Source organism: Pseudomonas sp. BNK-7 (assembly GCF_048072025.1).
GTDB classification, from domain to species: Bacteria; Pseudomonadota; Gammaproteobacteria; order Pseudomonadales; family Pseudomonadaceae; genus Aquipseudomonas; species Aquipseudomonas danubii.
In genome coordinates this window covers 4,202,997-4,224,553 of the sequence record NZ_CP182252.1, presented here as the reverse complement: position 1 = coordinate 4,224,553, position 21,557 = coordinate 4,202,997, and the positions used below count along the sequence as shown (strand labels likewise).

General features: G+C 63.9%; 17 protein-coding genes. 12 read left to right on the top strand and 5 right to left on the bottom strand.

Annotated features, from left to right (window positions below; translation table 11 throughout):
* The first annotated feature begins 217 nt into the window (after positions 1 to 217).
* The 4 genes from ACMGF8_RS19665 to ACMGF8_RS19650 all read left to right on the top strand — a co-directional run bounded on the left by ACMGF8_RS19665 (position 218) and on the right by ACMGF8_RS19650 (position 6,007).
* Positions 218 to 1,117, top strand: coding sequence for a bestrophin family protein (locus ACMGF8_RS19665; RefSeq protein ID WP_416756987.1), 900 nt, complete (start codon positions 218 to 220; stop codon positions 1,115 to 1,117).
* A gap of 74 nt (positions 1,118 to 1,191) precedes the next feature.
* Positions 1,192 to 2,247 carry a tetratricopeptide repeat protein gene (locus ACMGF8_RS19660; protein WP_416756986.1) on the top strand — a complete coding sequence of 352 codons (1,056 nt, stop codon included), beginning with the start codon at positions 1,192 to 1,194 and terminating at the stop codon, positions 2,245 to 2,247.
* A 590-nt stretch (positions 2,248 to 2,837) separates the two neighbouring features.
* Positions 2,838 to 4,340 (top strand): ATPase domain-containing protein, encoded by a 1,503-nt coding sequence (locus tag ACMGF8_RS19655; RefSeq protein WP_102879594.1) that lies wholly within the window; start codon positions 2,838 to 2,840, stop codon positions 4,338 to 4,340.
* The gene (locus ACMGF8_RS19650; protein ID WP_416756985.1) at positions 4,337 to 6,007 is read left to right on the top strand and encodes a response regulator; all 1,671 of its coding nucleotides are present in this window, start codon (positions 4,337 to 4,339) and stop codon (positions 6,005 to 6,007) included. The genes ACMGF8_RS19655 and ACMGF8_RS19650 overlap by 4 nt, the downstream gene beginning before the upstream one ends.
* Before the next feature lie 8 nt (positions 6,008 to 6,015).
* Here the strand turns inward: ACMGF8_RS19650 and ACMGF8_RS19645 are convergent, their stop codons facing one another.
* From ACMGF8_RS19645 to ACMGF8_RS19625, 5 genes are all read right to left on the bottom strand, one after another.
* Positions 6,016 to 6,393 (bottom strand): response regulator, encoded by a 378-nt coding sequence (locus ACMGF8_RS19645; protein ID WP_011061530.1) that lies wholly within the window; start codon positions 6,391 to 6,393, stop codon positions 6,016 to 6,018.
* A gap of 78 nt (positions 6,394 to 6,471) precedes the next feature.
* A complete protein-coding gene (locus ACMGF8_RS19640) occupies positions 6,472 to 7,668 on the bottom strand; it encodes a hybrid sensor histidine kinase/response regulator (RefSeq protein WP_102865184.1) in 1,197 nt (398 codons plus the stop codon).
* On the bottom strand, positions 7,662 to 8,267 hold the full coding sequence (locus ACMGF8_RS19635; RefSeq protein WP_416756984.1) for a chemotaxis protein CheB: 606 nt from the start codon (positions 8,265 to 8,267) through the stop codon (positions 7,662 to 7,664). The genes ACMGF8_RS19640 and ACMGF8_RS19635 overlap by 7 nt, the downstream gene beginning before the upstream one ends.
* Positions 8,264 to 9,079: a CheR family methyltransferase gene (locus ACMGF8_RS19630; protein WP_016964143.1), complete on the bottom strand. Its 816-nt coding sequence runs from the start codon at positions 9,077 to 9,079 to the stop codon at positions 8,264 to 8,266. The genes ACMGF8_RS19635 and ACMGF8_RS19630 overlap by 4 nt, the downstream gene beginning before the upstream one ends.
* Positions 9,079 to 12,573, bottom strand: a complete 3,495-nt coding sequence (locus tag ACMGF8_RS19625; protein WP_102865253.1) for a response regulator — start codon at positions 12,571 to 12,573, stop codon at positions 9,079 to 9,081. Before ACMGF8_RS19625 ends, ACMGF8_RS19630 begins: the two co-directional genes overlap by 1 nt.
* Positions 12,574 to 12,826: 253 nt before the next feature.
* On the opposite strand from ACMGF8_RS19625, the gene ACMGF8_RS19620 reads away from it, so the two are divergent.
* The 8 genes from ACMGF8_RS19620 (at position 12,827) to ACMGF8_RS19585 (ending at position 21,556) form a co-directional block, all read left to right on the top strand.
* Complete coding sequence (locus ACMGF8_RS19620) at positions 12,827 to 13,186, top strand: response regulator (RefSeq protein WP_102865187.1); 360 nt, start codon at positions 12,827 to 12,829, stop codon at positions 13,184 to 13,186.
* 85 nt (positions 13,187 to 13,271) lie between these two features.
* Positions 13,272 to 14,570, top strand: a complete 1,299-nt coding sequence (locus tag ACMGF8_RS19615; protein ID WP_115582372.1) for a glycosyltransferase — start codon at positions 13,272 to 13,274, stop codon at positions 14,568 to 14,570.
* Positions 14,571 to 14,747: 177 nt separating this feature from the next.
* A complete protein-coding gene (locus ACMGF8_RS19610; RefSeq protein WP_102865190.1) occupies positions 14,748 to 15,653 on the top strand; it encodes an AraC family transcriptional regulator in 906 nt (301 codons plus the stop codon).
* Positions 15,654 to 15,873: 220 nt separating this feature from the next.
* Positions 15,874 to 16,722, top strand: coding sequence for an iron uptake transporter permease EfeU (gene efeU / locus ACMGF8_RS19605; protein ID WP_115582371.1), 849 nt, complete (start codon positions 15,874 to 15,876; stop codon positions 16,720 to 16,722).
* Between the two features lie 10 nt (positions 16,723 to 16,732).
* Positions 16,733 to 17,932, top strand: coding sequence for an iron uptake system protein EfeO (gene efeO / locus ACMGF8_RS19600; protein ID WP_416756983.1), 1,200 nt, complete (start codon positions 16,733 to 16,735; stop codon positions 17,930 to 17,932).
* Positions 17,933 to 17,947: 15 nt separating this feature from the next.
* Positions 17,948 to 19,261, top strand: coding sequence for an iron uptake transporter deferrochelatase/peroxidase subunit (gene efeB, locus ACMGF8_RS19595; protein WP_115582369.1), 1,314 nt, complete (start codon positions 17,948 to 17,950; stop codon positions 19,259 to 19,261).
* Positions 19,262 to 19,296: 35 nt separating this feature from the next.
* A complete protein-coding gene (gene efeO, locus ACMGF8_RS19590) occupies positions 19,297 to 20,121 on the top strand; it encodes an iron uptake system protein EfeO (RefSeq protein WP_102865194.1) in 825 nt (274 codons plus the stop codon).
* Between the two features lie 235 nt (positions 20,122 to 20,356).
* Positions 20,357 to 21,556 carry an MFS transporter gene (locus ACMGF8_RS19585; protein WP_102865195.1) on the top strand — a complete coding sequence of 400 codons (1,200 nt, stop codon included), beginning with the start codon at positions 20,357 to 20,359 and terminating at the stop codon, positions 21,554 to 21,556.
* The last annotated feature ends 1 nt before the right edge of the window (position 21,557 follow it).

Below are 21,557 nucleotides of genomic sequence, written 5' to 3'. Positions count from 1 at the left end.
AGGGACGCCAGGATCGCAAAGCCGCTCAAGACTCCGCGGGCAATCGTCAGGCAAGGTCCTGCGGACCTTTTCGCAGCCTCGCCGAGGGCTCGACAGCGGCTACAGGGTCGTTGGCCGATAGAGGCAATCGATCATTCGGTCGATCATTGCGATTGGACAGCCCTACAGCGCGCTCCTACTCTTCACTCGCCGAGTAATCGCCCTGGCCTCAGCCATCATGATCGTCCGCCCCAAGCCCAACCTGATCAGCATCCTCTTTGCCCTCAAGGGCTCGATCGCCAAGCGCATTGCCTTGCGCTGCGTGCTGATCACCCTGCTGGCGTCGGTCATCGTCCTGGTGGAAACCCTGCAGCCCACCTATTTCTCCAAGGTCAATGCCACGCCCTTCACCCTGCTGGGCCTGTCGCTGTCGATCTTCATGAGTTTTCGCAACAACGCCTGCTACGACCGCTGGTGGGAAGGCCGCAAGCAGTTGGGGCAGTTGATCATCGAGGTCCGTTCGCTGATCCGCGAAAGCCTGATCATCGACGCTCATCCCCAACGCGAGGGCCTGCTGCGCGACCTCTGCGGCTTCGCCCACAGCCTGATTGCCCGCCTGCGCCATGAAGACGAAGCCCGCGCCCTGCAACCCTGGGCCCAGGCCGACATCGACCCGCAGCACCCCAACCTCACCGATGCCCAGTTGCAACGCATCGGCCAGCGCTGCTCGCAGTGGGCGCAGCAGGGGCTGATCAGTGAATGGCGCTACACCCAGATGGAAACCCGCCTGGTCAGCCTGAGCCTGGTCCAGGCCGCCTGCGAACGCATCCAGAACACCCCGCTGCCCTTCCCCTACACCTTGCTGCTGCACCGCACCATCTACCTGTTCTGCATCCTCCTGCCATTTGCCATGGCCGAGCCCCTGGGCTGGCTGACGCCGATCTTCACCGCCATCGTCAGCTACACCTTCCTGGGCCTCGACGAAATCGGCAACGACCTCGAAGACCCCTTTGGCTACGACGACAACGATCTGCCGTGCAACGCTCTATTGCGCGGTTTGGAGCGTGAAGTCCTGGCCGCGCTGGGGCACCGGGACCTGCCGCCGCCACTGCACCCCCAGGAATACGTACTGACCTGATCCCGGGTTTGACTCAGGCCCATTCCTGACCGAAGCTTGCGCCTTCCAAAAGTCGCCAGCTTCCGGATTCCTGCATGCCCCTGCCCCGTCGCTATCTGCTGATCAGCCTGTTGCTCGTTATCGCCCTGGCCCTGGCCTGGACCTTTCTGCGCAGCAGCCCGCCAGCGGTTCCCGAGGCGATCAAGCATGGCTACGGCCCGGCCCTGGAGAAAGCCCGCAACGGCCAGCCGGGCGCAGCACGGGTGCTGTACCAGCAACTGGCGCGCCCCGACCTCAATGACCAGCAGCGCACCCGCCTGCTGGCGGTATTGCCCAACTACCCCAGCCCCCAGGCCCTGAAGCTGGCGGACGCCGACCTCTATCATCCCTCGCCCGAGGTGCGCAAAGCCGCGATCGAGAGCGTGCTGGGCCTGGTTCCCAGTGGCCAGCGCAGCCTGCTGATAGGCCCCTTGCTCGACGATCACGTGCAAAGCGTGCGCTTTGCCGCGGTAGACGCCCTGCTCGGCCTGAGCCCGGATGACCAGGGCCTGTACTTCGGCCCGCTGCAGCAGGTGATCGACGAATACACCCAGGTGCTCAAGACCCGGGGTGATGACGTCGAGGCCCAATACCAACTGGCCCGCCTGTACCTGCACAACGCCAACCTGAGCAAGGCCCAGCAGACCCTGGAACAGGCCCTGCGCCTGGCACCGGACAACCTGCAAGCGGTGGTGCTGCAGATCGAAGTGCTGGACAAGCAAGGCCAGAGCGACGCCGCCCGCCAGTTGCTGGCCAAGCAACTGCAGGCCCAGCAAGACTCCGCCTACCTGCAACATGCCCTGGGGCTCTGGCTGCTGCACCACGGCCAGGGCGAATTTGCCCTGCTGGGCCTGTCACGGGCGGTGGAACTGGAACCCAACAACGCCGCCTACCGCTACGACCTGGCCACCACCCTGCACAGCCAGCAGGAGCTGGAGGCGGCGCAGAAGCAACTGGAGGAAATCGTCCAGCGCCAGCCTTACAACCGCAAGGCGCGGGTGCTGCTGATCAACTATTGGAAAGAGAGCGGCCAGTTGCAGAACGTCCAGGTGTTGCTGGCCCAGCTGGAACAGCAGAACCCCGACGACCCGGCCCTGCAGCAGGGCCTGTAGCCGCTGCCGAGCCCGCGAGGCTGCGAAAAGGCCCGCAGGGCCTTGCCTGGCGATCCCCAGCCAAACCTTTACCGCCCTCAAGATCCTCGCGCCTGCTGCGTCGGAATACCGCCCAAGCCGTTCGCAGCCTGCGGCAGCGGCTACAAGAGCCCGCACAAAACCTGTAGCCGCTGCCGAGCCCGCGAGGCTGCGAAAAGGCCCGCAGGGCCTTGCCTGGCGATCCCCAACCAAACCTTTACCGCCCTCAAGATCCCCGCGTCTGCTGCGTCGGAATGCCGCCCAAGCCGTTCGCAGCCTGCGGCAGCGGCTACAAGAGCCCGCACAAAACCTGTAGCCGCTGCCGAGCCCGCGAGGCTGCGAAAAGGCCCGCAGGGCCTTGCCTGGCGATCCCCAGCCAAACCTTTGCCGCCCTCAAGATCCCCGCGCCTGCTGCGTCGGAATGCCGCCCAAGCCGTTCGCAGCCTGCGGCAGCGGCTACACAACAAAAGGTTGAACCGTGGCAACGGCAGACGGTCAAGTGATTTATCAGCGATATCAAGGCGTTCGTCGCCATCGCCGATCACCTGGACCCATATGTGCGAGGGCATTGTTTGTCGACCTCATCTGCGTTGCTCAGCGAAAAAGCCGCCACTGGCGTCGAAGGCCTGGACGATATTCTCTCTGGAGGATTATCACGCAGCCATGTATTCCTGCTGGAAGGCGAACCCGGCACCGGCAAGACCACCGTGGCCTTGCATTTTCTGCGTGCCGGCGCCCTGGCCGGTGAGCGCTGCCTGTACATCACCCTCTCGGAAACCGAGCGCGAACTGCGCCAGGGCGCCCAGTCCCACGGCTGGCAGCTGGACCACAACATCCACATCTTCGAGCTGACCCCACCGGAAAGCCTGCTCAACGCCGAGCACCAGCAAAGCCTGCTGTATTCCTCGGACCTGGAGCTGGGGGAAGCCACCCGGCAGATCTTCGACGTGGTGGAACGGGTCAAGCCGACGCGGGTGGTGCTCGACAGCCTCTCGGAAATCCGCCTGCTGGCCCAGAGTTCCCTGCGCTACCGGCGACAGATCCTGGCGATCAAGCACTACTTCGTGCGCTATGACGCCACCGTGCTGCTACTGGACGACCTGACCACCGAATCCCTGGACAAGACCGTGCACAGCGTGGCCCACGGGGTGATCCGCCTGGAAGAGCTGACCCCCAGCTACGGCGCCGAGCGCCGGCGCGTCCGGGTGGTGAAATACCGTGGCCAGAAGTACCGCGGCGGCTTCCATGATTTCACCATCATGGGCGACGGGGTCCATGTCTTCCCAAGGCTGGTGGCTGCCGAACACCGCGGCCGCAACGAGCGCCTGACCCTGACAAGCGGCATTGCGGAAATGGACGCGCTCCTGGGAGGCGGCATCGAAAGCGGTTCCAGCACCCTGATCCTCGGCCCCGCCGGTACCGGCAAATCGCTTATTTCGATGATCTTCGCCGCGGCCGCAGTAGCCCGGGGCGAGAAAGCCGCGCTGTTCATCTTCGACGAAGAGCTGGGGCTGCTGTTGGAACGCATGCGCAACATGGGCATCGACCTGGAGGCCCTGCAAGCCACAGGCAACCTGGTGATCGAGCAAGTGGACGCCGCAGAACTGTCCCCGGGGGAACTGTCCTACCGGGTCCGGCGCTGTGTCGACCAGCAACGGATCAAGACCGTGGTGATCGACAGCATCAACGGCTACCAGGCGGCCATGCCCGAGGAAAACGCCCTGGTGCTGCACATGCACGAACTGCTGCTGTACCTCAACCGCCAGGGCGCCGCGACCTTCATGACCGTGGCCCAGCATGGCCTGGTGGGCGACATGCAGGCCCCGGTGGACATCACCTACCTGGCGGACACCGTGGTCCTGCTGCGCTACTTCGAGGCCCTGGGCAAGGTGCGTCGGGCCATCTCCATCATCAAGAAACGCACCGGCAGCCACGAGTCCACCATCCGTGAGTACCGCATCGGCGCTCGCGGCTTGACCATCGGCGAACCCCTGGAAGCCTTCCAGGGCGTACTGCGAGGCGTGCCCACCTACCTGGGCGAAAGCAAACCGCTGCTGCGGGACGAGGGGCGATGACCCAGGACCTGGCATTTTCCGAACGCGCCCTGGTGCTCACACCCCACGGCCGTGACAGCCAGCTGGCGCAGATGATGCTCAACGAGGCGGGATTTCGCAGTCTGATCTGCCCGGACCTGCCGGCCCTGTGCGCAGAGCTGGAGCACGGCGCCGGGCTGGTGATCATCGCCGCCGAGGCTTTGCGCGGGGTCGACCTGGCCCCCCTGCTGCGCCATCTGCAACAACAACCGGCCTGGTCCGACCTGCCCATCGTGCTGCTGACCCAGCACGGCGGTCCGGAGCAGAACCCGGCCTCAGGCTTCAGCGTGCCCCTGGGCAACGTCAGTTTCCTCGAACGGCCCTTCCATCCGGCCACCCTGATCAGCCTGGTCAGCGCCGCCCTGCGCGGACGCCGTCGCCAATACGAAGCCCGGGACCGGCTGATCGACCTGAGCCAGAGCGAACTGCGCCTGCAATGCACCCTGGAAACCCTGGAACAGCAGGTGCAGGAGCGCACCGCGCAACTGCGGCACAACGAGGAAGCCCTGCGCCAGTCGCAAAAGATGGAAGCCGTGGGCCAGCTCACTGGCGGCATCGCCCATGACTTCAACAACATGCTCACCGGCATCATCGGCAGCCTGGAGCTGCTGCGCCGGCGCCTGGCCCGGGGCCGCACCGAAGACCTGGACCGACTGATCGACCTGGGGGTCACCTCGGCCAATCGCGCCGCCGGCCTGACCCATCGCCTGCTGGCCTTCTCCCGGCGCCAGTCGCTGGACTCCAAGCCAGTGGAAATGAATGCCCTGGTGACGTCCATGGGCGAACTGCTGCAACGCAGCCTCAGCGAAAGCATCCAGCTGGACATGCAACTGTGCCCGCAACTGTGGGTCGCCGAGGCCGACCCCAACCAGTTGGAAAGCGCCCTGCTCAATCTGGTCCTCAACGCCCGGGATGCCATGCCCAATGGCGGCCGGCTGCTGGTGGAAACCCTCAATCAGCACCTGGGCCCGGACTTCACCCAGGCCCACGACAACCTCGAACCCGGCGACTACGTGCTACTGAGAGTCAGCGACAACGGCTGCGGCATGCCCGACGCCATCATCCATCGGGTGTTCGACCCCTTCTTCACCACCAAGCCCATCGGCCAGGGCACCGGGCTCGGGCTGTCGATGATCTATGGCTTCAGCAAGCAGTCCCACGGCCACGTGTCCCTCAACAGCACCCTGGGCCGAGGCACCGAGGTCAGCCTGTACCTGCCGCGCTATCGGGGCAGTGCGCAGCTGGATGAACAGCCGCTGGAGCAACAGTCGGGCACCGCGCAGAACGGCGAGACGGTGCTGATCGTCGAGGATGATCCGGCGGTCCGGCTGCTGGTCAGCGCGGTACTCGGCGAGCTGGGCTACGCCTTTGTCGAAGCCGGCGACGCCCGCAGCGCCATGCCGATCCTCGATTCGGGGCAACGCATCGACCTATTGATCAGCGATGTGGGCTTGCCGGGCATGAACGGCCGGCAACTGGCGGAGATCGGGCGGCAGATCCGCCCGCAACTGAAAGTCCTGTTCATCACCGGCTACGCCGAGCACGCCGCCGCCCGGGGCGGCTTCCTCGACCCCGGCATGCAACTGATCACCAAGCCCTTCACCTTCGACCTGCTGACCGCCAAGGTGCAGGAGATGATCCGCGACTGAGGAGCGGCTCAAGCCAGCAGTTGCTGGATCTGCTCCTGCAGGCTGTTGAGGTCGAAGGGCTTGGCCAGGATCGGTGCCTTGCGGGTGATGGGGCTGCCGCATTCGAGGATTTCGTTGGGATAGCCGCTGATGAAAATCACCTTGAGGTCCGGACGCAGCTTCACCGCCGGTTCAGCGATCATTACCCCGGTAATGCCGCCAGGCAGCCGGTAGTCGGTGATCATCACATCCAGGTGCGGCTTGCTGGCCAGGATCTCGAACGCCTGCTCGCCATTTTCCGCTTGGAGTACCCGGTAGCCCAGGCCCGACAGATAGTCGGCCAGCAGCATCAGGATGACGGGTTCATCTTCGACGATCAGTACGACGTCTTGTGCATCTTCACTCATGGAAAACCTTTGCTCGATCAATTGCTGCCCCTTCGACCATTGGGTCACGCAGAGGTTGCGTGAGCATTACGCTTTTAGTCATTCGTCGGTCGCCGACAAGGGCAGGCTCACGCGAAACAGCGCGCCCTCGCCGATCCGGCTTTCAACACTGATGGTGCCGCCATGGGCAGTGACGATCTGCTCGGAAATAAACAGCCCAAGCCCAAGGCCCGCCGCCACGTGGCTGGCACTGACCCGCTCGAACTGCTGGAAAATTCGCTTCTGGTTCTCTTCGCTGATGCCAATCCCATGATCGCGCACCTCGACCCGGGCCTCGCCGTCCTGGGCATAGACCCGGACTTGGATGGGGCTCTTGGCGCCGTAGCGCAAGGCATTGGTCAGCAGATTGGAAATCACCTGTTCGATGCGGAATTCGTCCCAGTGGCCTTGCAACGGCTGCTCGGCTTCCAGGCTCAGGGACGATTGCGCAGCTTCCACCTGGGGCGCGAAGTTCTCCACCAATCCGCGTACCAACTGCGCCAGGTCAAACCGGGACGGGCGGATCGATAGCTTGCCAGTGCGAATCCGCGAGATGTCCAGCATGTCTTCGATCAGGCGGATCAGGCTTTTGATCTGGCGCTCGTCGCGATCCACCATGGCGTGCATCTTGTCCAGGCTGAAGGCGGCAGCGTTCTCCCGGGCCAGGTGCATCTTGCGCAGCTGGGTTTCCAGGATCAGGCCGTTGAGGGGCGTGCGCACTTCATGGGCGACGATGGACATGAAGTCATCGCGCATGCGCACCGCCTGCTCCAGCTCGTTCTGGGTGGCCTGAAGCTTGTTGAGCAACACCTCCTGCTCACGCCGGCTCTGCTCCAGGGCCTCGACCTGCTGCTTCATGGCCTTGCTCTGGCGGTACAGGTCGACGAACACATTGACCTTGCTCTTGACCGCGTGGATGTCCAGGGGCTTGTGCAGGAAGTCCACCGCCCCGCTCTCGTAGCCCTTGAAGGCGTAGTTGAGCTCGCGTCCGGCGGCACTGACGAAAACGATGGGAATGTGCTTGGTCTTCTCGGTGCCGCGCATCAACTCGGCCAGCTCGAAGCCATTCATGCCCGGCATCTGTACATCGAGGATGGCCATGGCGAACTCATGCTGGAGCAGCAGCGACAAGGCCTCGTCGGCCGACAGCGCCTTGTACACCAGGCGGTCCTCGCGCTTGATCAGCGCTTCCAGGGCCAGCAGGTTCTCCGGCAGATCGTCGACGATCAGCAGCTTGGCTTGAATAGTACTTAACATGCGATTCGTTCCAGCTCGGCAAGCAGACGGCTGATGCCGCGCAAAGGGAGAATGTAATCCGGTTGCTGCAGGGCCAGGGCTGCTTCCGGCATGGTGGGAACACTGGCTTCGCCGGGGTCCTGGACGATGGTCAGCCCGCCCTGGCGCTTGACCTCGACCAGGCCCTGGGCGCCGTCCTGATTGGCCCCGGTCAGCAGCACCGCCACGAGGTGCTCCCCGTAGGCATCAGCGGCGGACTCGAACAGGTAATCGATGGCCGGCCGCGAGTGATGCAAGCGCTCCTCCTGGCTCAGGGACAAGGTGCGGTCCTGCTCCACCGACAGGTGATAACCGGGTGCCGCGACGTACAAGGTGCCCGCAATGATCGCTTCCTTGTCGTCGGCCTCCTTCACCCTCAGCGCCAGGCGCCGGTCGAAGACGTCGGCCAATTGGCTGCGACGCTCGTCGGGCAGGTGCAGGACCACGATCACCGGCAGGCTGAAACTGGCGCTGAACTCATCGAACAGGCTCAACAAGGCCTCGACGCCCCCCGCGGAGGCGCCTACTACGACAGCCTCGATCCGAGGCCGGCGATGCGGCGCGACACTTTCCTGGCTCATGTCTTGCGGTAGATCCGTTCTTGTTTGACCAAGGGTTCGAAATGCTTGCCATAGGCGGAAAATTCCAGGGTTTCCTTGCTGCCCAGCACCAGGAAACCACGGTGGCAGAGCGACTCATGGAACAGCCCAAAGGCCCGATCCTGCAGCTTTTTATTGAAGTAAATCAATACGTTACGACACGAAATTAATTGAGTTTCCGAGAATACACTGTCGGTCGCCAGGCTGTGATCGGCAAAGGTCACGTTCTCGCGCAGGGTCTTGTCGAAGATCGCGTAGTCGTAGGCGGCGGTGTAGTAGTCGGCAAAGGAACGCTGGCCACCGGCCTGCTGGTAGTTGTGGGTGTAGGCCCGCACGTTCTCCAGGGAGAAGATGCCCTGCTTGGCCTTCTCCAGGGAGCTGGGGTTGATGTCGGTGGCGTAGATGATGGTGCGTTCCAGCAGCCCCTCTTCGCGCAGCAGGATGGCCATGGAGTAGACCTCTTCCCCGGTGCTGCAACCAGCGATCCAGATCTTGATCGACGGGTAGGTCTTGAGCAGCGGCACCACCTCCTGGCGGATCGCCAGGAAGTGCGACGGGTCGCGAAACATCTCGCTCACCGGAATGGTCAGGAACTGCAGCAATTGCATGAACGCCGTCGGGTCGTGCAACACCCGCTCCTGCAGCGCGGAAATGGTCTTGCACTCGAACTGACGCAGGGCATGGTTGACCCGGCGCTTGATCGAAGCACCGGAGTAGTCGCGGAAGTCGTAGCTGTATTTGAGATAAATAGCTTCGATCAGCAAACGCAGTTCGATCTCGGTATTGCGCTCCACTAAATTCTTTCCATCTTCGGTAGCCACACGCGGATAAGGGAAAACAGCCGGTCAAGGTCGATGGGCTTGGCCAGGTAGTCGTTGGAACCGGCCTGCAGGCAGCGCTCCTGGTCGTCCTTCATGGCCTTGGCGGTCACGGCGATGATCGGCAGCTTGCGCCAGCGCGGGTCCTTGCGGATCTGCACCGTGGCTTCGAAACCGTCCATCTCCGGCATCATCACGTCCATCAGCACCAGGTCGATATCTTCGACTTCATTGAGTCTGGCAATGGCCTCATGGCCGTTACGGCCGATCACCACCACCGCGCCCTTGTGTTCCAGGGCGCTGGTCAAGGCAAAGATGTTGCGCACGTCATCGTCCACCAGGAGGATCTTGCGCCCCTCGAAGACCTTGTCACGGCTGCGGGCGGTCTTGAGCATCTTCTGCCGCTCATGGGACAACTGGGATTCGACTTTGTGCAGAAACAACGTCACTTCATCCAGCAGGCGCTCCGGCGAGCGGGCGCCCTTGATGATGATCGAACGGGAATACTTGCGCAGCTCGGTCTCTTCATCCCGGGTCAGGTTGCGCCCGGTATAGACGATCACCGGCGGGAAGGAGCAGATGTCCTCGGTGGACATGCGCTTGAGCAGGTCGTTGCCAAGCATGTCCGGCAGCTTGAGGTCGATGACCATGCAGTCGTAGACATTCTCGCGCAGCAGGTCCAGGGCATCCTGGGCCAGGCCCACGGCGGTGATCTCGATATCGTCGTCGCCGATCAGCCGGGCAATGCTGTCGCGTTGCAGGTCGTCGTCCTCCACCAGCAGCACGCGCTTGACCTTCTGCGTCAGCTTGGCTTCCAGGCGGGCGAACACGTCCTTGAGTTCCTCGCGGGTGGTGGGTTTCACCGCGTAGCCCACGGCGCCCATGTGCATGGCCGCTTCCACCCGGTCTTCCACCGAGATCACGTGCACCGGGATGTGCCGGGTCTGGGCATGTTCCTTGAGGCGTTGGAGCACAGTCAGGCCGGAATGGTCGGGCAGGCGCATGTCCAGCAGGATGGCGTCCGGGATGTACTGCTCGGCCAGGCTGTAGCCCTCGTCGGCGCCATGGGCCACCAGGCAGTGGTAACCCAGTTCGTGGGCCAGATCGAAGAGGATATGCGCAAAATTCGGCTCATCTTCCACCACCAGGATGCAGCGGCTGCTGAATGGAGCCTTGTCCCGGTCATCGGCAAAGCGCGGGATCTCACTGCCAGGCCCTTCAGCCACCGGCAACGGCGCACTGGGTGCAACAGGCGCCGCCACCGGCATCATTGCAGGCGCTGGCGCCAGCACCGGTTCGGCCGCCTCGCTGTACTGCTCTGGCAGCACCAACGTGAAAATGCTGCCCTGCCCCGGCTCACTGCTGACGCTGATGGAGCCCCCCAGCAAGGTCGCCAGATCCCGGGAGATCGACAGCCCCAGGCCAGTGCCGCCATAACGCCGGTTGGTGGTGCCGTCGGCCTGGCGGAAGGCTTCGAAAATGCTTTCCTGCTGGTCCTGGGCGATGCCGATCCCCGAATCCTGCACGACAAAGGCGATACCGCCCCCCGGCTGAGCACCAACGCTCAGGCTGACCTGGCCCCTTTCGGTGAACTTGACCGCGTTGGACAGCAGGTTCTTGAGTATCTGTTCGACCCGCTGGCGATCCGTGAACAGCCTCTGTGGCGCCCCCGGTTGCAGCTCCACCTTGAAGGCCAGGCCCTTGTCCGCGGTCAACGGCTGGAACAGGCTGCGCAGGCCGTCCACCAGGCGCGGCACGCTGGCATTTTCCGGACGCACTTCGAGCTTGCCCGCCTCGACCTTGGAGATATCCAGGATGTCATTGATCAGGTTCAGCAGGTCGTTGCCGGCGGAATAGATCGACTCGGCGAACTTGACCTGCTCGGCAGTGAGGTTCTCCTGGGGGTTCTCCGCCAGCAACTTGGCCAGGATCAGCGAACTGTTGAGCGGTGTGCGCAGTTCGTGGGACATGTTGGCGAGGAATTCGGACTTGTACTTGCTGGAGCGCTGCAGTTCTTCGGCGCGCTCTTCAAGCTGGGTCTGCGCCTCGTTCAGCTCGCTGTTCTTGCGGTCCATGGCGTCGCGCTGCTCGGCGAGGATCTGCGCCTGCTCGGCCAACTGTTCGTTGGTCTGTTCCAGTTCCACCTGCTGCGTCTCCAGGTGCACCTGGGACTCCTTGAGAATCCGCGACTGCTCCTCCAACTCCTCGTTGGCGGTCTTCAACTCTTCCTGCTGCACCTGCAACTCTTCGTTGAGCTGCTGGGTTTCGGCCAGCACTTCCTGAAGGCGCTGGCGGTAGCGCGCAGCTTCGATGGAGGTGCCGATATTGCCGGCAATCAGCTCCAGCAACTCCACATCGCGATCGCTCAGCGCCCGCAGGAAGCCCAGCTCGATCACGCCATTGACCCGGTTGTCATCACGGGTCGGCACCACCAGCACGCTGCGCGGCGCGCCCTCACCCAGGCCGGAGCTGACCTTGAAGTAATCCGCCGGCACATCGTCCAGGCGGATCAGGCGCTTGTGCTGCGCGGCCTGGCCCACCAGGCCCTCATCGCCATACAGCGACTGCTCTTGCTGCTCCAGCTCCCGGGAAAATCCATAAGAAGCCACACGCTTGAGGCCGCCGTGATCTTCACGGACATACAGCGCCGCCACCGGTGTCCCCAGGTAATGGGCGCAGAACTGGAGGATATTGCGCCCCAGCAGGTTCAGGGTCAGTTGGCCGAGCATCTGTTCGGCCAGTTCGGTCTGGCCGTTGCGCAGCCAGGCCTGCTGTTCCAGGCGCCGGGCGCTGTTTTCCTGGGCCTCGAGGTTGTCGCTGTAGCTTTTGGACAGCGCCAGCAGATCCCGACGCCCGACATAGGCCAGCAAGCCGCTGATGCCCACCACGAACAACAGGTACAGGATCACGCTGAAAATGGTCGTGCGGCTGACGCTCTCATTGCGTTCCAGGCGCAACTGCTGCTCCATGACCACCGCATCCTCGTATTCCTTGCGGATCTCGTCGGTCAGGCGCTTGCCCCGCCCGGCCTGCACCGCGCCACGGTAGTCGCCGTTCTGCCGACGCAGCTCGATCATGCTCTGGGAGAAGTTGTTCCACTCCAGCTGCAGGGCTTCCAGGCGCTTGAGGCGGTCGACCTGCTGCGGGTTGTCGGCGACCAGATCACGCAGCCCATTGAGCTCGCTGAGGATGCGTGGCTTGGCCACTTCATAAGGGTCGAGGAAATGCTCATCGCCGGTGATCAGGAAACCGCGCATGCCGGTTTCCAGGTCGATGGTCAGACGCGCCGCCTCATTGAGATTGTTGATCACCCGGTCAGTGTGCTGCACCCACTGGATGACCGAGAGCAGATAGGTGATCAGGGACACGAAAAAAACCGCGCTGAGCACGCCTACACCGAGGGGCAGGCTGATGTTGCGGGTCAGCAGCTTGCGAAAACTCTGTTCATCAACCGATGACGGACGGATCATTTGATGGACCTTGGCGCAGGAAAAAAAACGAAGTTTGCCCCACATTCGGCCATCGCAGCTATTTTTTATAACCCACGGGTTCACAACTGCGATTGGACCTGCCCTGGGACAAGGGAAGCGGTTATTCTTGCCGGCGCTTGTACAACAGCCTTTTTCTGTACAGCTTCGGGAACTTGTGGCCAGTCGCCACTTACTGATGCACAGGGCCGCCTGTCGCAGCGCCCCGTACCACCCACTTCTTGAGAGAGTCCCTATGCCCGCCAGCGTCTCCACCATCCTAGTCGTCGAAGACGATGCCATCGTGCGCATGCTGATTGTCGATGTTCTCGAAGAGCTCGAATTCAGCGTCCTGGAGGCTGATGGCAGTGACGCCGCGCTGAGCCTGCTGGAAAACCCGCAACAGACCATCGACCTGCTGATGACCGATGTCGGCCTGCCCGGCATGAACGGCCGTGAACTGGCCGAACGCGCACGGCAATTGCGTCCGCACCTGCCGGTGCTGTTTGCCAGCGGCTATGCCGAGTCCATCGACGTGCCTGCCGGCATGTCGGTGATCGGCAAGCCCTTCTCTATCGATCAGTTGCGGGACAAGGTGCGCAGCATCCTCGGTTGAGCCCGGCAGCGGCCTGATCCGCCGCTGGCGCGCTGTGGTTTAATGGCGGCCTTTTTTTGCCCTTGCCTGCCAGGAATCGCCCCTCATGAGTCCCACCGCCGCAACCAAAGTCCTGATCATTGGTTACGTCTGGCCCGAACCCCGCTCCTCCGCCGCCGGCGGGCACATGATGCAGATCCTCCAGAGTTTCCTCGACCAGGGCTGGGAGCTGACCTTCAGCAGCCCGGCCAAGGAGGGCGAACACAAGGAGGACCTCGCGGCCCTGGGTATCCGCGAATGCCCGATCGAGCTCAACAACAGCAGTTTTGACCGCTTTGTCGCCGAACTGGCCCCGGACATCGTGCTGTTCGACCAGTTCATGATGGAGGAACAGTTCGGCTGGCGGGTCGAGCAACACTGCCCGAATGCCCTGCGGGTCCTGGAAACCTCGGATTTGCAATGCCTGCGCCATGCCCGGCATCAGCGCCTCAAGGATCAGCTCAAGGCCTGCGCCGACGAAGATGACTTCAGCGCTCTGTTCACCCAGGCCGCGGCGCAAGAGTTCCAGCACATGGCCGACACCGACCTGGCCAAGCGCGAGATCGCCGCCATCTACCGCTGCGACCTGAGCCTGATGATCTCCGAGGTGGAGATCGAACTGCTGGTGCAGCAGTTCCGCCTGCCACCGGCGCTGCTACACTGGTGCCCCTTGATGCTGGAACAACTGCCGCAGGACTTCCCGCCCTTCGAACAGCGGGCGCACTTCCTCAGCATCGGCAATTTCCGCCACGCGCCAAACTGGGACGCCGTGCTCTGGATGAAAAACCGCGTGTGGCCATTGATCCGCCAACAACTGCCCGGCGCCCAGTTGCACCTGTACGGCGCCTACACACCGCCCAAGGCGGCAGCCCTGCACAACCCGGCCCAGGGTTTTTACATCATGAACTGGGCGCAAGACGCGCTGCAGGTGATGAGTGCCGCGCGGATCTGCCTGGCCCCCCTGCGTTTTGGCGCCGGGATCAAGGGCAAGCTGCTGGACGCCATGCTCTGCGGCACGCCCAGCGTCACCACGCCGGTGGGCAGCGAATCCATGTCCCAGGATGGCCTGCCCTGGCCTGGCGCGGTGGCCGAATCGGCCAGCGCCCTGGCGGCCGCGGCCGTGCGCCTGTACCAGGACCAACAGTTGTGGGAACAGGCCCAGACCGATGGCCGGCGGTTGCTTGAGGCGCGCTACCGCCAGCAAGTCCACGGCCCGGCCCTGATCCAGCGCCTGCAAGACTGCCGCCAGCACCTGGAACAATTGCGCCGGGACAACTTCACCGGCGCCATGCTGCGACACCACCATCACAAGAGCACCCAATACATGGCGCAATGGATCGAAGCCAAGAACCGCCCTGCCCCATGACCTCCTCCTACGGGCGAGACACGCAAACTCCATGCAGGAGCCGGCTTGCCGGCGAAGAGGCCCACAAGCCCTGCATCGCCCTCAAGGACGCCTTCGCTGGCAAGCCAGCTCCTACTGGTGCGCGGGCGGGGCACAAGGCATTATCAGCGCGGCCAACAACAAGAACAGTCCCGCGCCATGAGTCGAACCGGCAAGATCAGCGACCCCTCCTACGAGTTGATGGACGACCATAACGGCCTGTCGATCATCTATCGCCAGCACGGCTTCCCCTGCCCCCTGGTGCGCTGGCACTTCCATAAGGAATACGAACTGCACCTGATCGTCGCCAGCTCCGGCAAGGTGTTCATAGGCGACTACATTGGCAACTTCTATCCGCAGACGCTGTTCCTGACCGGCCCCAACCTGCCCCACAACTGGATCAGCCAGGTGGCCGAGGACGAGGTCGTGGCCAAGCGCGACATGCTGGTGAACTTCACCGACGAGCTGTTCGACAGCGGCAGCCAGGTGTTCACCGAACTGAAGAACCTCAGCCCACTGCTGGAGCGGGCGCAATACGGTATCGAGTTCCGCTGCAAGCACACCATCGCCCAGGCCCTGCCCCTGATGCAGCGCATTGCCGATTCCAGCGGCATCACCCGCCTCGGCCACTTTTTCATCCTCATGGAACTGCTGGCGGCCTGCGACGACTATCAACTGCTGTCCGGCGCCACCCGCGTGCAACTGGCGGACGAACACAGTGTCGATCGCACCAACCGTGCCGTGGACTACATCTTTGCCCACTACGCCCGAGAGCTGCCCCTGGAGGAAGTGGCCCAGTACCTGGGGATGAAGCCCACCTACTTCTCCCGGGTGTTCAAACAGGCCACGGGGCGCTGCTTCATCGAGTTCGTCAATCGCCTGCGGATCAGCAAATCCTGCGAACTGCTGGCCGATGGCGACAAGCCGGTGACCGATGTGTGCTTCGAATCGGGATTCAACAACATCTCCAACTTCAATCGCCGCTTCCAGCAACTCAAGGGCATGACCCCTTCCCACTACCGCCGCCTGGCGGTGCAACGCCTGACCGAGCAGAACCTGGGCTGATCGCCCCGCCCCGTAGCAGTTGGCTTGCCAGCTAAGGCGGTCCAACGTCCTGCACAAGGCTCAGGGGCCTCTTCGCCGGCAAGCCGGCTCCTACAGAGCGCGAACACTGGTAAATAAATCTCGTTCAGGCTTCGTTCAGCAGTTGTCAATAATCTTCATTTGGCAATGAGTATCATTATGTTACAAGTTAGCTCCCTACCCATTGCCCCGCCGGTGCTGAATGCTTGTTCCATTTCTGATCATGCTGCGCGAAGGGATTGAAGCCGCGCTTATCGTTGGCATCATCGCCAGCTACCTGAAGCAGACCGGCCGTGGCCAGTGGATGCCCGCGGTGTGGATCGGAGTGTTTCTCGCCGCAGCCCTGGCCCTGCTGGTGGGCGGCGGCCTGGAACTGATGAGCGCCGAATTCCCGCAAAAGCAGCAGGAACTCTTCGAGGGCATCGTCGGCCTGGTGGCCGTAGGCATCCTCAGTTCCATGGTGTTCTGGATGCGCAAGGTGGCGCGCTCGATCAAGCACTCCCTGCAAGCGTCCCTGGACCAGGCCCTGGCTGGCTCCCGGCATCAGCTCATCGCGCTGATCGCCATGGTGTTCTTCGCCGTCGCCCGGGAAGGCCTGGAAACCGTGTTCTTCCTGTTGGCGGTGTTCCAGCAGAGCGAAGGCCCGGGCGCGCCGCTCGGCGCCCTGCTGGGGCTGATCATGGCAATCATCGTCGGTTTCCTGATCTATACCGGCAGCATGCGCCTGAACCTCGCCGCCTTCTTCCGCTGGACCGGGCTGTTCATCCTGGTGGTGGCCGCCGGCATCCTCGCCAACTCGGTGCAGGCCCTGCATGAAGCCGGAGTCTGGAACCACCTGCAGAGCGTGCTCTTCGATGTCAGCGCCAGCCTGCCCATGGATGGCCCTTTGGGCTCGGTGCTGGCCGGCATGTTCGGCTACCAGGACGCGCCCACCCTCAGCACCTTAGGCGCCTATGTGCTGTACCTGGGCGTGACCCTGGTGCTGTTCTTCCTGCCCGGCGGCGCCCCGGCCAAGGCGCCCGGCTCAGCATCTTCCGTTTCCAGTCAGTAAGGCTCCCTCAATGACCCAGCAAGCCTCTCCCCAGGCCTCGCCGCCCCGCGCCTTGCGCTGGGCGGTTGCCGGCTCGGTGATCGTCATGATCGCCGCCGGCGGGCTGTTCTATTACGCCTCGCAACGGGCCGCCAGCAAGCGCCAGGCCCACCAGGGCGAAATCACCGTGACCCTCCATCCCCACAGCTGTAAGCCCAACGCGCTGACGGTGCCGGCAGGCCACGCCAGCTTTCGTATCGTCAACCGCTCGGACCGCGCCGTGGAATGGGAAATCCTCGATGGCGTGCTGGTGGTCGAGGAGCGGGAGAACATCGCTCCGGGCCTGAGCCAGGTGATCAACGCCACCCTGCAACCGGGTGATTACGCCATCACGTGCGGGCTGCTGAGCAACCCGCGCGGCACCCTGCACGTGACCCCGACCGCGCAGTCCGAGGCCCAGGCCAAGGCCCGGCCTTCGATGGTGGCCTTTATCGGCCCGCTGGCGGAATTCCGGGTTTACCTGAGCACCCAGGGCGGTGCCCTGATCAAGGCGGTGAACGCTCTGCAACAGGCCATCGATGCCGGTGACCTGAAGCAGGCCCAAGCCCTGTACCTGCCGGCCCGCGCCGCCTACCAGCAACTGGCCCCGGCCGCCCAGCGCCTGGCCGAGCTGGACAACGCCATCAACGCCCGCGCCGACTATTTCGAACAGCGGGAACAGGACCCGGGCTTCAGCGGCTTCCACCGCCTGGAATACGGCCTGTTCCAGAAACGCGACCTGGCCGGCCTGGCTCCGGTCGCGAAGCAGCTGTCCAGCGACGTCTCGCGCCTCAAGGAGCAACTGCTGGCCCAAACCCTGCCGCCCGAAGAACTGGTGAGCATCGTCGCACGCAACCTGCGCAGCCTTGCCGACCTGCGGGCCAGCAGCGGCGAAGAAGAACGCTACAGCCACAGCGACCTCAACGGCTTTGCCGCCAACCTGGCGACCACCCGCAAGGTCATCGACCTGCTGCGCCCCTTGCTGGCCAAGTCCGCTGCCCGGTTGTTGCCCCAGGTCGACAACGCCGCGAACGCCCTGGACACCCGTCTCGCCAGCCTGCGCGACGGCTTCGGCTACCTGGACTACGACAAGGTCAGCGCCGCACAACGCAAAGAGATCGCCGACAAGGCCAAGGCCCTGGCCGACACTCTCGACGCCATCGATCCCGCACTCGGCCTCTCCGGCCTGTAACCAGACGAGTTTTCAATGAACGATTCCGATCCATCCAACCCGTGCTTTTGCGCCCAGCGCCGGCGTGTGCTGCTGGGCATGGGCGCCGCCGGCATGGCCCTGGCCGGCAGCAGCCTGAGTGGCCCGGCCATGGCCGCCGGCGCCGCAGCCCAGGTCACCCAGGCCCCCAGCAGCGACAGGACCCAGGACCGCCACGACTACCACGGCCAGCACCAGAGCGGCATCGTCACCCCGCGCCCGACCTCGGGCATGCTGGTGTCCTTCGATGTGCTGGCCAGCGACCGCGACGACCTGGAGCGACTGTTCCGTACCCTCGACGAGCGCATCGCCTTTCTCATGAGCGGCGGGCCGGTGGCCCAGGTCGACCCGAAACTGCCGCCCCTGGATTCCGGCATCCTCGGCCCGGTGGTGCCCCCGGACAACCTGACCATCACCGTGTCGGTGGGCGAATCGTTGTTCGACGAACGTTTTGGCCTGGCCGCCGCCAAACCCAAGCGCCTGATCCGCATGGTGGGTTTTCCCAACGATGCCCTGGAGCCGGCCTGCTGCCATGGCGACCTGAGCCTGCAGTTCTGCTCCAACACCGCCGACACCAATATCCACGCCCTGCGCGACATCGTGAAAAACCTCCCCGACCTGCTGCTGGTGCGCTGGAAGCAGGAAGGCAGCGTGCCGCCCCAGGCGCCGGCCAAGCCCGGGGAGCCGGCGCAAAGCGCGCGCAACTTCCTGGGCTTTCGCGACGGCTCGGCCAACCCCGACTCCAATGACCAGCAAGCCATGCAGCAGATCGTCTGGGTCCAGCCCGGCAGCGACGAACCGGCCTGGGCAACCCACGGCAGCTACCAGGCGGTACGGATCATCCGCAATTTTGTCGAGCGCTGGGACCGCACCCCACTGCAGGAGCAGGAAAGCATCATCGGCCGGATCAAGACCACGGGCGCGCCCATGGATGGCCAGAAGGAAACCCAGGTCCCCGACTACGCCCGTGACCCCCACGGCAAGCTGACCAAGCTCGATGCCCACATCCGCCTGGCCAACCCGCGCACCCCACAGACCCGGCAGAACCTGATCCTGCGCCGGCCGTTCAACTACTCCAATGGGGTCAACAAGAACGGTCAGCTGGACATGGGCCTGCTGTTCATCTGCTACCAGGCGGACCTGGAAAAAGGCTTTATCGCGGTCCAGACCCGCCTCAACGGCGAGCCTCTGGAGGAGTACCTCAAGCCTACCGGCGGCGGCTATTTCTTCAGCTTGCCAGGGGTCACCGGCGCCGGCGATTTCATCGGTCGCTCGTTGCTCGAAGCCACCCGACCGAACACCACCGCCTGAACCCCATGACACTTCAACCCCCACGGAAAAGTCCCATGAAAAAGTCGCCTCTCGCTGTGTTGCTGACCCTTGGCTTGCTCCACGCTCCACTGTCGGCGTTCGCCGCCGCTGCGCCCCTGGAGCTGGTGGGGCCGATCTCCGATTACAAGATCTACGTCACCGAGCAGCTCGATGAACTGGCCAGCCACACCCAGCAATTCACCGATGCGGTGAAACAGGGCGACCTGGCCAGCGCCAGGAAGCTCTACGCACCGACCCGGGTGTACTACGAGTCGATCGAGCCCATCGCCGAACTCTTCAGCGACCTCGATGCCGCCATCGACTCCCGGGTCGACGACCACGAGCAAGGCGTCAAGGCCGAAGACTTCACCGGCTTCCACCGCCTGGAATATTCGCTGTTCTCGGAAAACAGCACCGAAGGCCTGGGCGAGCTGGCCGACGGCCTGAACAAGAACGTCAAGGACCTGCAAACCCGCGTCGCCGGCCTGACCTTCCCACCGGAAAAGGTCGTGGGGGGTGCCGCCGCGCTGCTGGAGGAAGTGGCCGCGACCAAGATCTCCGGAGAAGAAGACCGCTACAGCCACACCGACCTCTACGACTTCCAGGGCAACATCGACGGCGCAAAGAAAATCGTCGACCTGTTCCGTGGGCAGATCGCGAAACAGGACCCGGCCTTTGTCGCCAAGGTGGACAAGAACTTCGCCACGGTGAACAAGATCCTCGCCAAGTACAACACCCCGGACGGCGGCTTCATGACCTACGACAAGGTCAAGGAAAACGACCGCAAGGCCCTGATCGGTCCGGTCAACACCCTGGCCGAAGACCTCTCCACCCTGCGCGGCAAACTGGGCCTGAACTGAGCCCACCCTCACTTGAGCCAGCTCATGCAGGAGTTGGCGGGTGCAGGAATTGGCTGGCCAGCCAAAGCGACGCCCAGAACAACACAGGCCCCAATGGCTTCTTCGTCCTGGTCACCCGCTTCACCGACCAGCCGGCGCCTCAAGGGTGCTGCCATCACCGACGCAGATAAGGCTGGGCGGTGGCCGGTTATCCCGATAACGTTCACGGCCCAACGGCTTTCATGGAAGACCCACTATGTCTCGCTCCACAGCAGCGGCCACGCCGCTGGCTGCCAAACCCTTCTCGCTGCTGCCGCTGATGGCCGCCTACATGGCCTGCACCATGTCGATGATGGCCTTCGTCTCGCTGATCGGCCCGATCTCCCGGGCCCTGCATCTGGAAACCTGGCATGCGGGCGCCGCCGTGACCGTTTCCGGGGTGATCTGGATGCTCCTGGCACGCCCCTGGGGCCAGGCCAGTGACCGCTTCGGCCGGCGTCGGGTGCTGCTGCTGGGCACGGCCGGCTTCACCCTCGCCTACTGGGCCCTGTGCCTGTTCATCGACCTGTCGCTGCAGTCGCTGCCCAGCGTCGCCATGGCCTTTCTCGGCCTGATGCTGGGCCGCGGGCTGATCGGCGCCTTTTATGCGGCGATCCCGGTGGGCGGCTTCGCCCTGATCGCCGATAACGTCGAACCCCAGCACCGCGCCCGTGCCATGGCCACCCTGGGCGCCGCCAACGCCGTGGGCTTGGTGGTGGGTCCTGCGGTGGCCGCCTTGCTGGCCCGCTACAGCCTCAGCCTGCCGTTCTACGCCATGGCGCTGCTGCCGTTACTGGCATTTGTGGTGCTGCGCTACCAGTTGCCACGCCAGGAACTGCACCTGGCCCAGGCCCCGACGCGGGTGCGCCTGGGCGACCCACGGCTGCGCCGGCCGATGGTGGTGGCCTTTGTCGCCATGCTCTGTGTGTCGATTGCCCAGATCACCGTCAGCTTCTACGCCCTGGACCGGCTGCGCATGAGCCCCGCCGATGCCGCCCAGACGGCCGGGGTGGCCCTGGCCATGGTCGGCGTAGCGCTGATCTGCGCGCAATTGGTGGTGCGCAAGCTGGAATGGCCGCCGCTGCGGATGATCCGCTACGGCGCCCTGCTGTCGGCGCTGGGCTATGCCGGCAGCATGCTGGTGGACAGCGCCTGGGGCCTGTGGCTGGCGTTCTTTGTCTCGGCGGCGGGCATGGGTGGGGTGTTTCCATCGTTCTCGGCGCTGGCGGCCAATGCCGTAGAGGCCTCGGAACAGGGCGCGACTGCTGGCAGCATCGGCGCGGCCCAGGGCCTGGGCGTGGTCATCGGCCCCATGGCCGGCAGCCTGATCTACGCCATCGAACCGCGCCTGCCCTACCTGCTGGCAGCGGTGTTGCTGGTACTGATCGCCATCTGGCCAACCCCCCGATCCCTGTAGC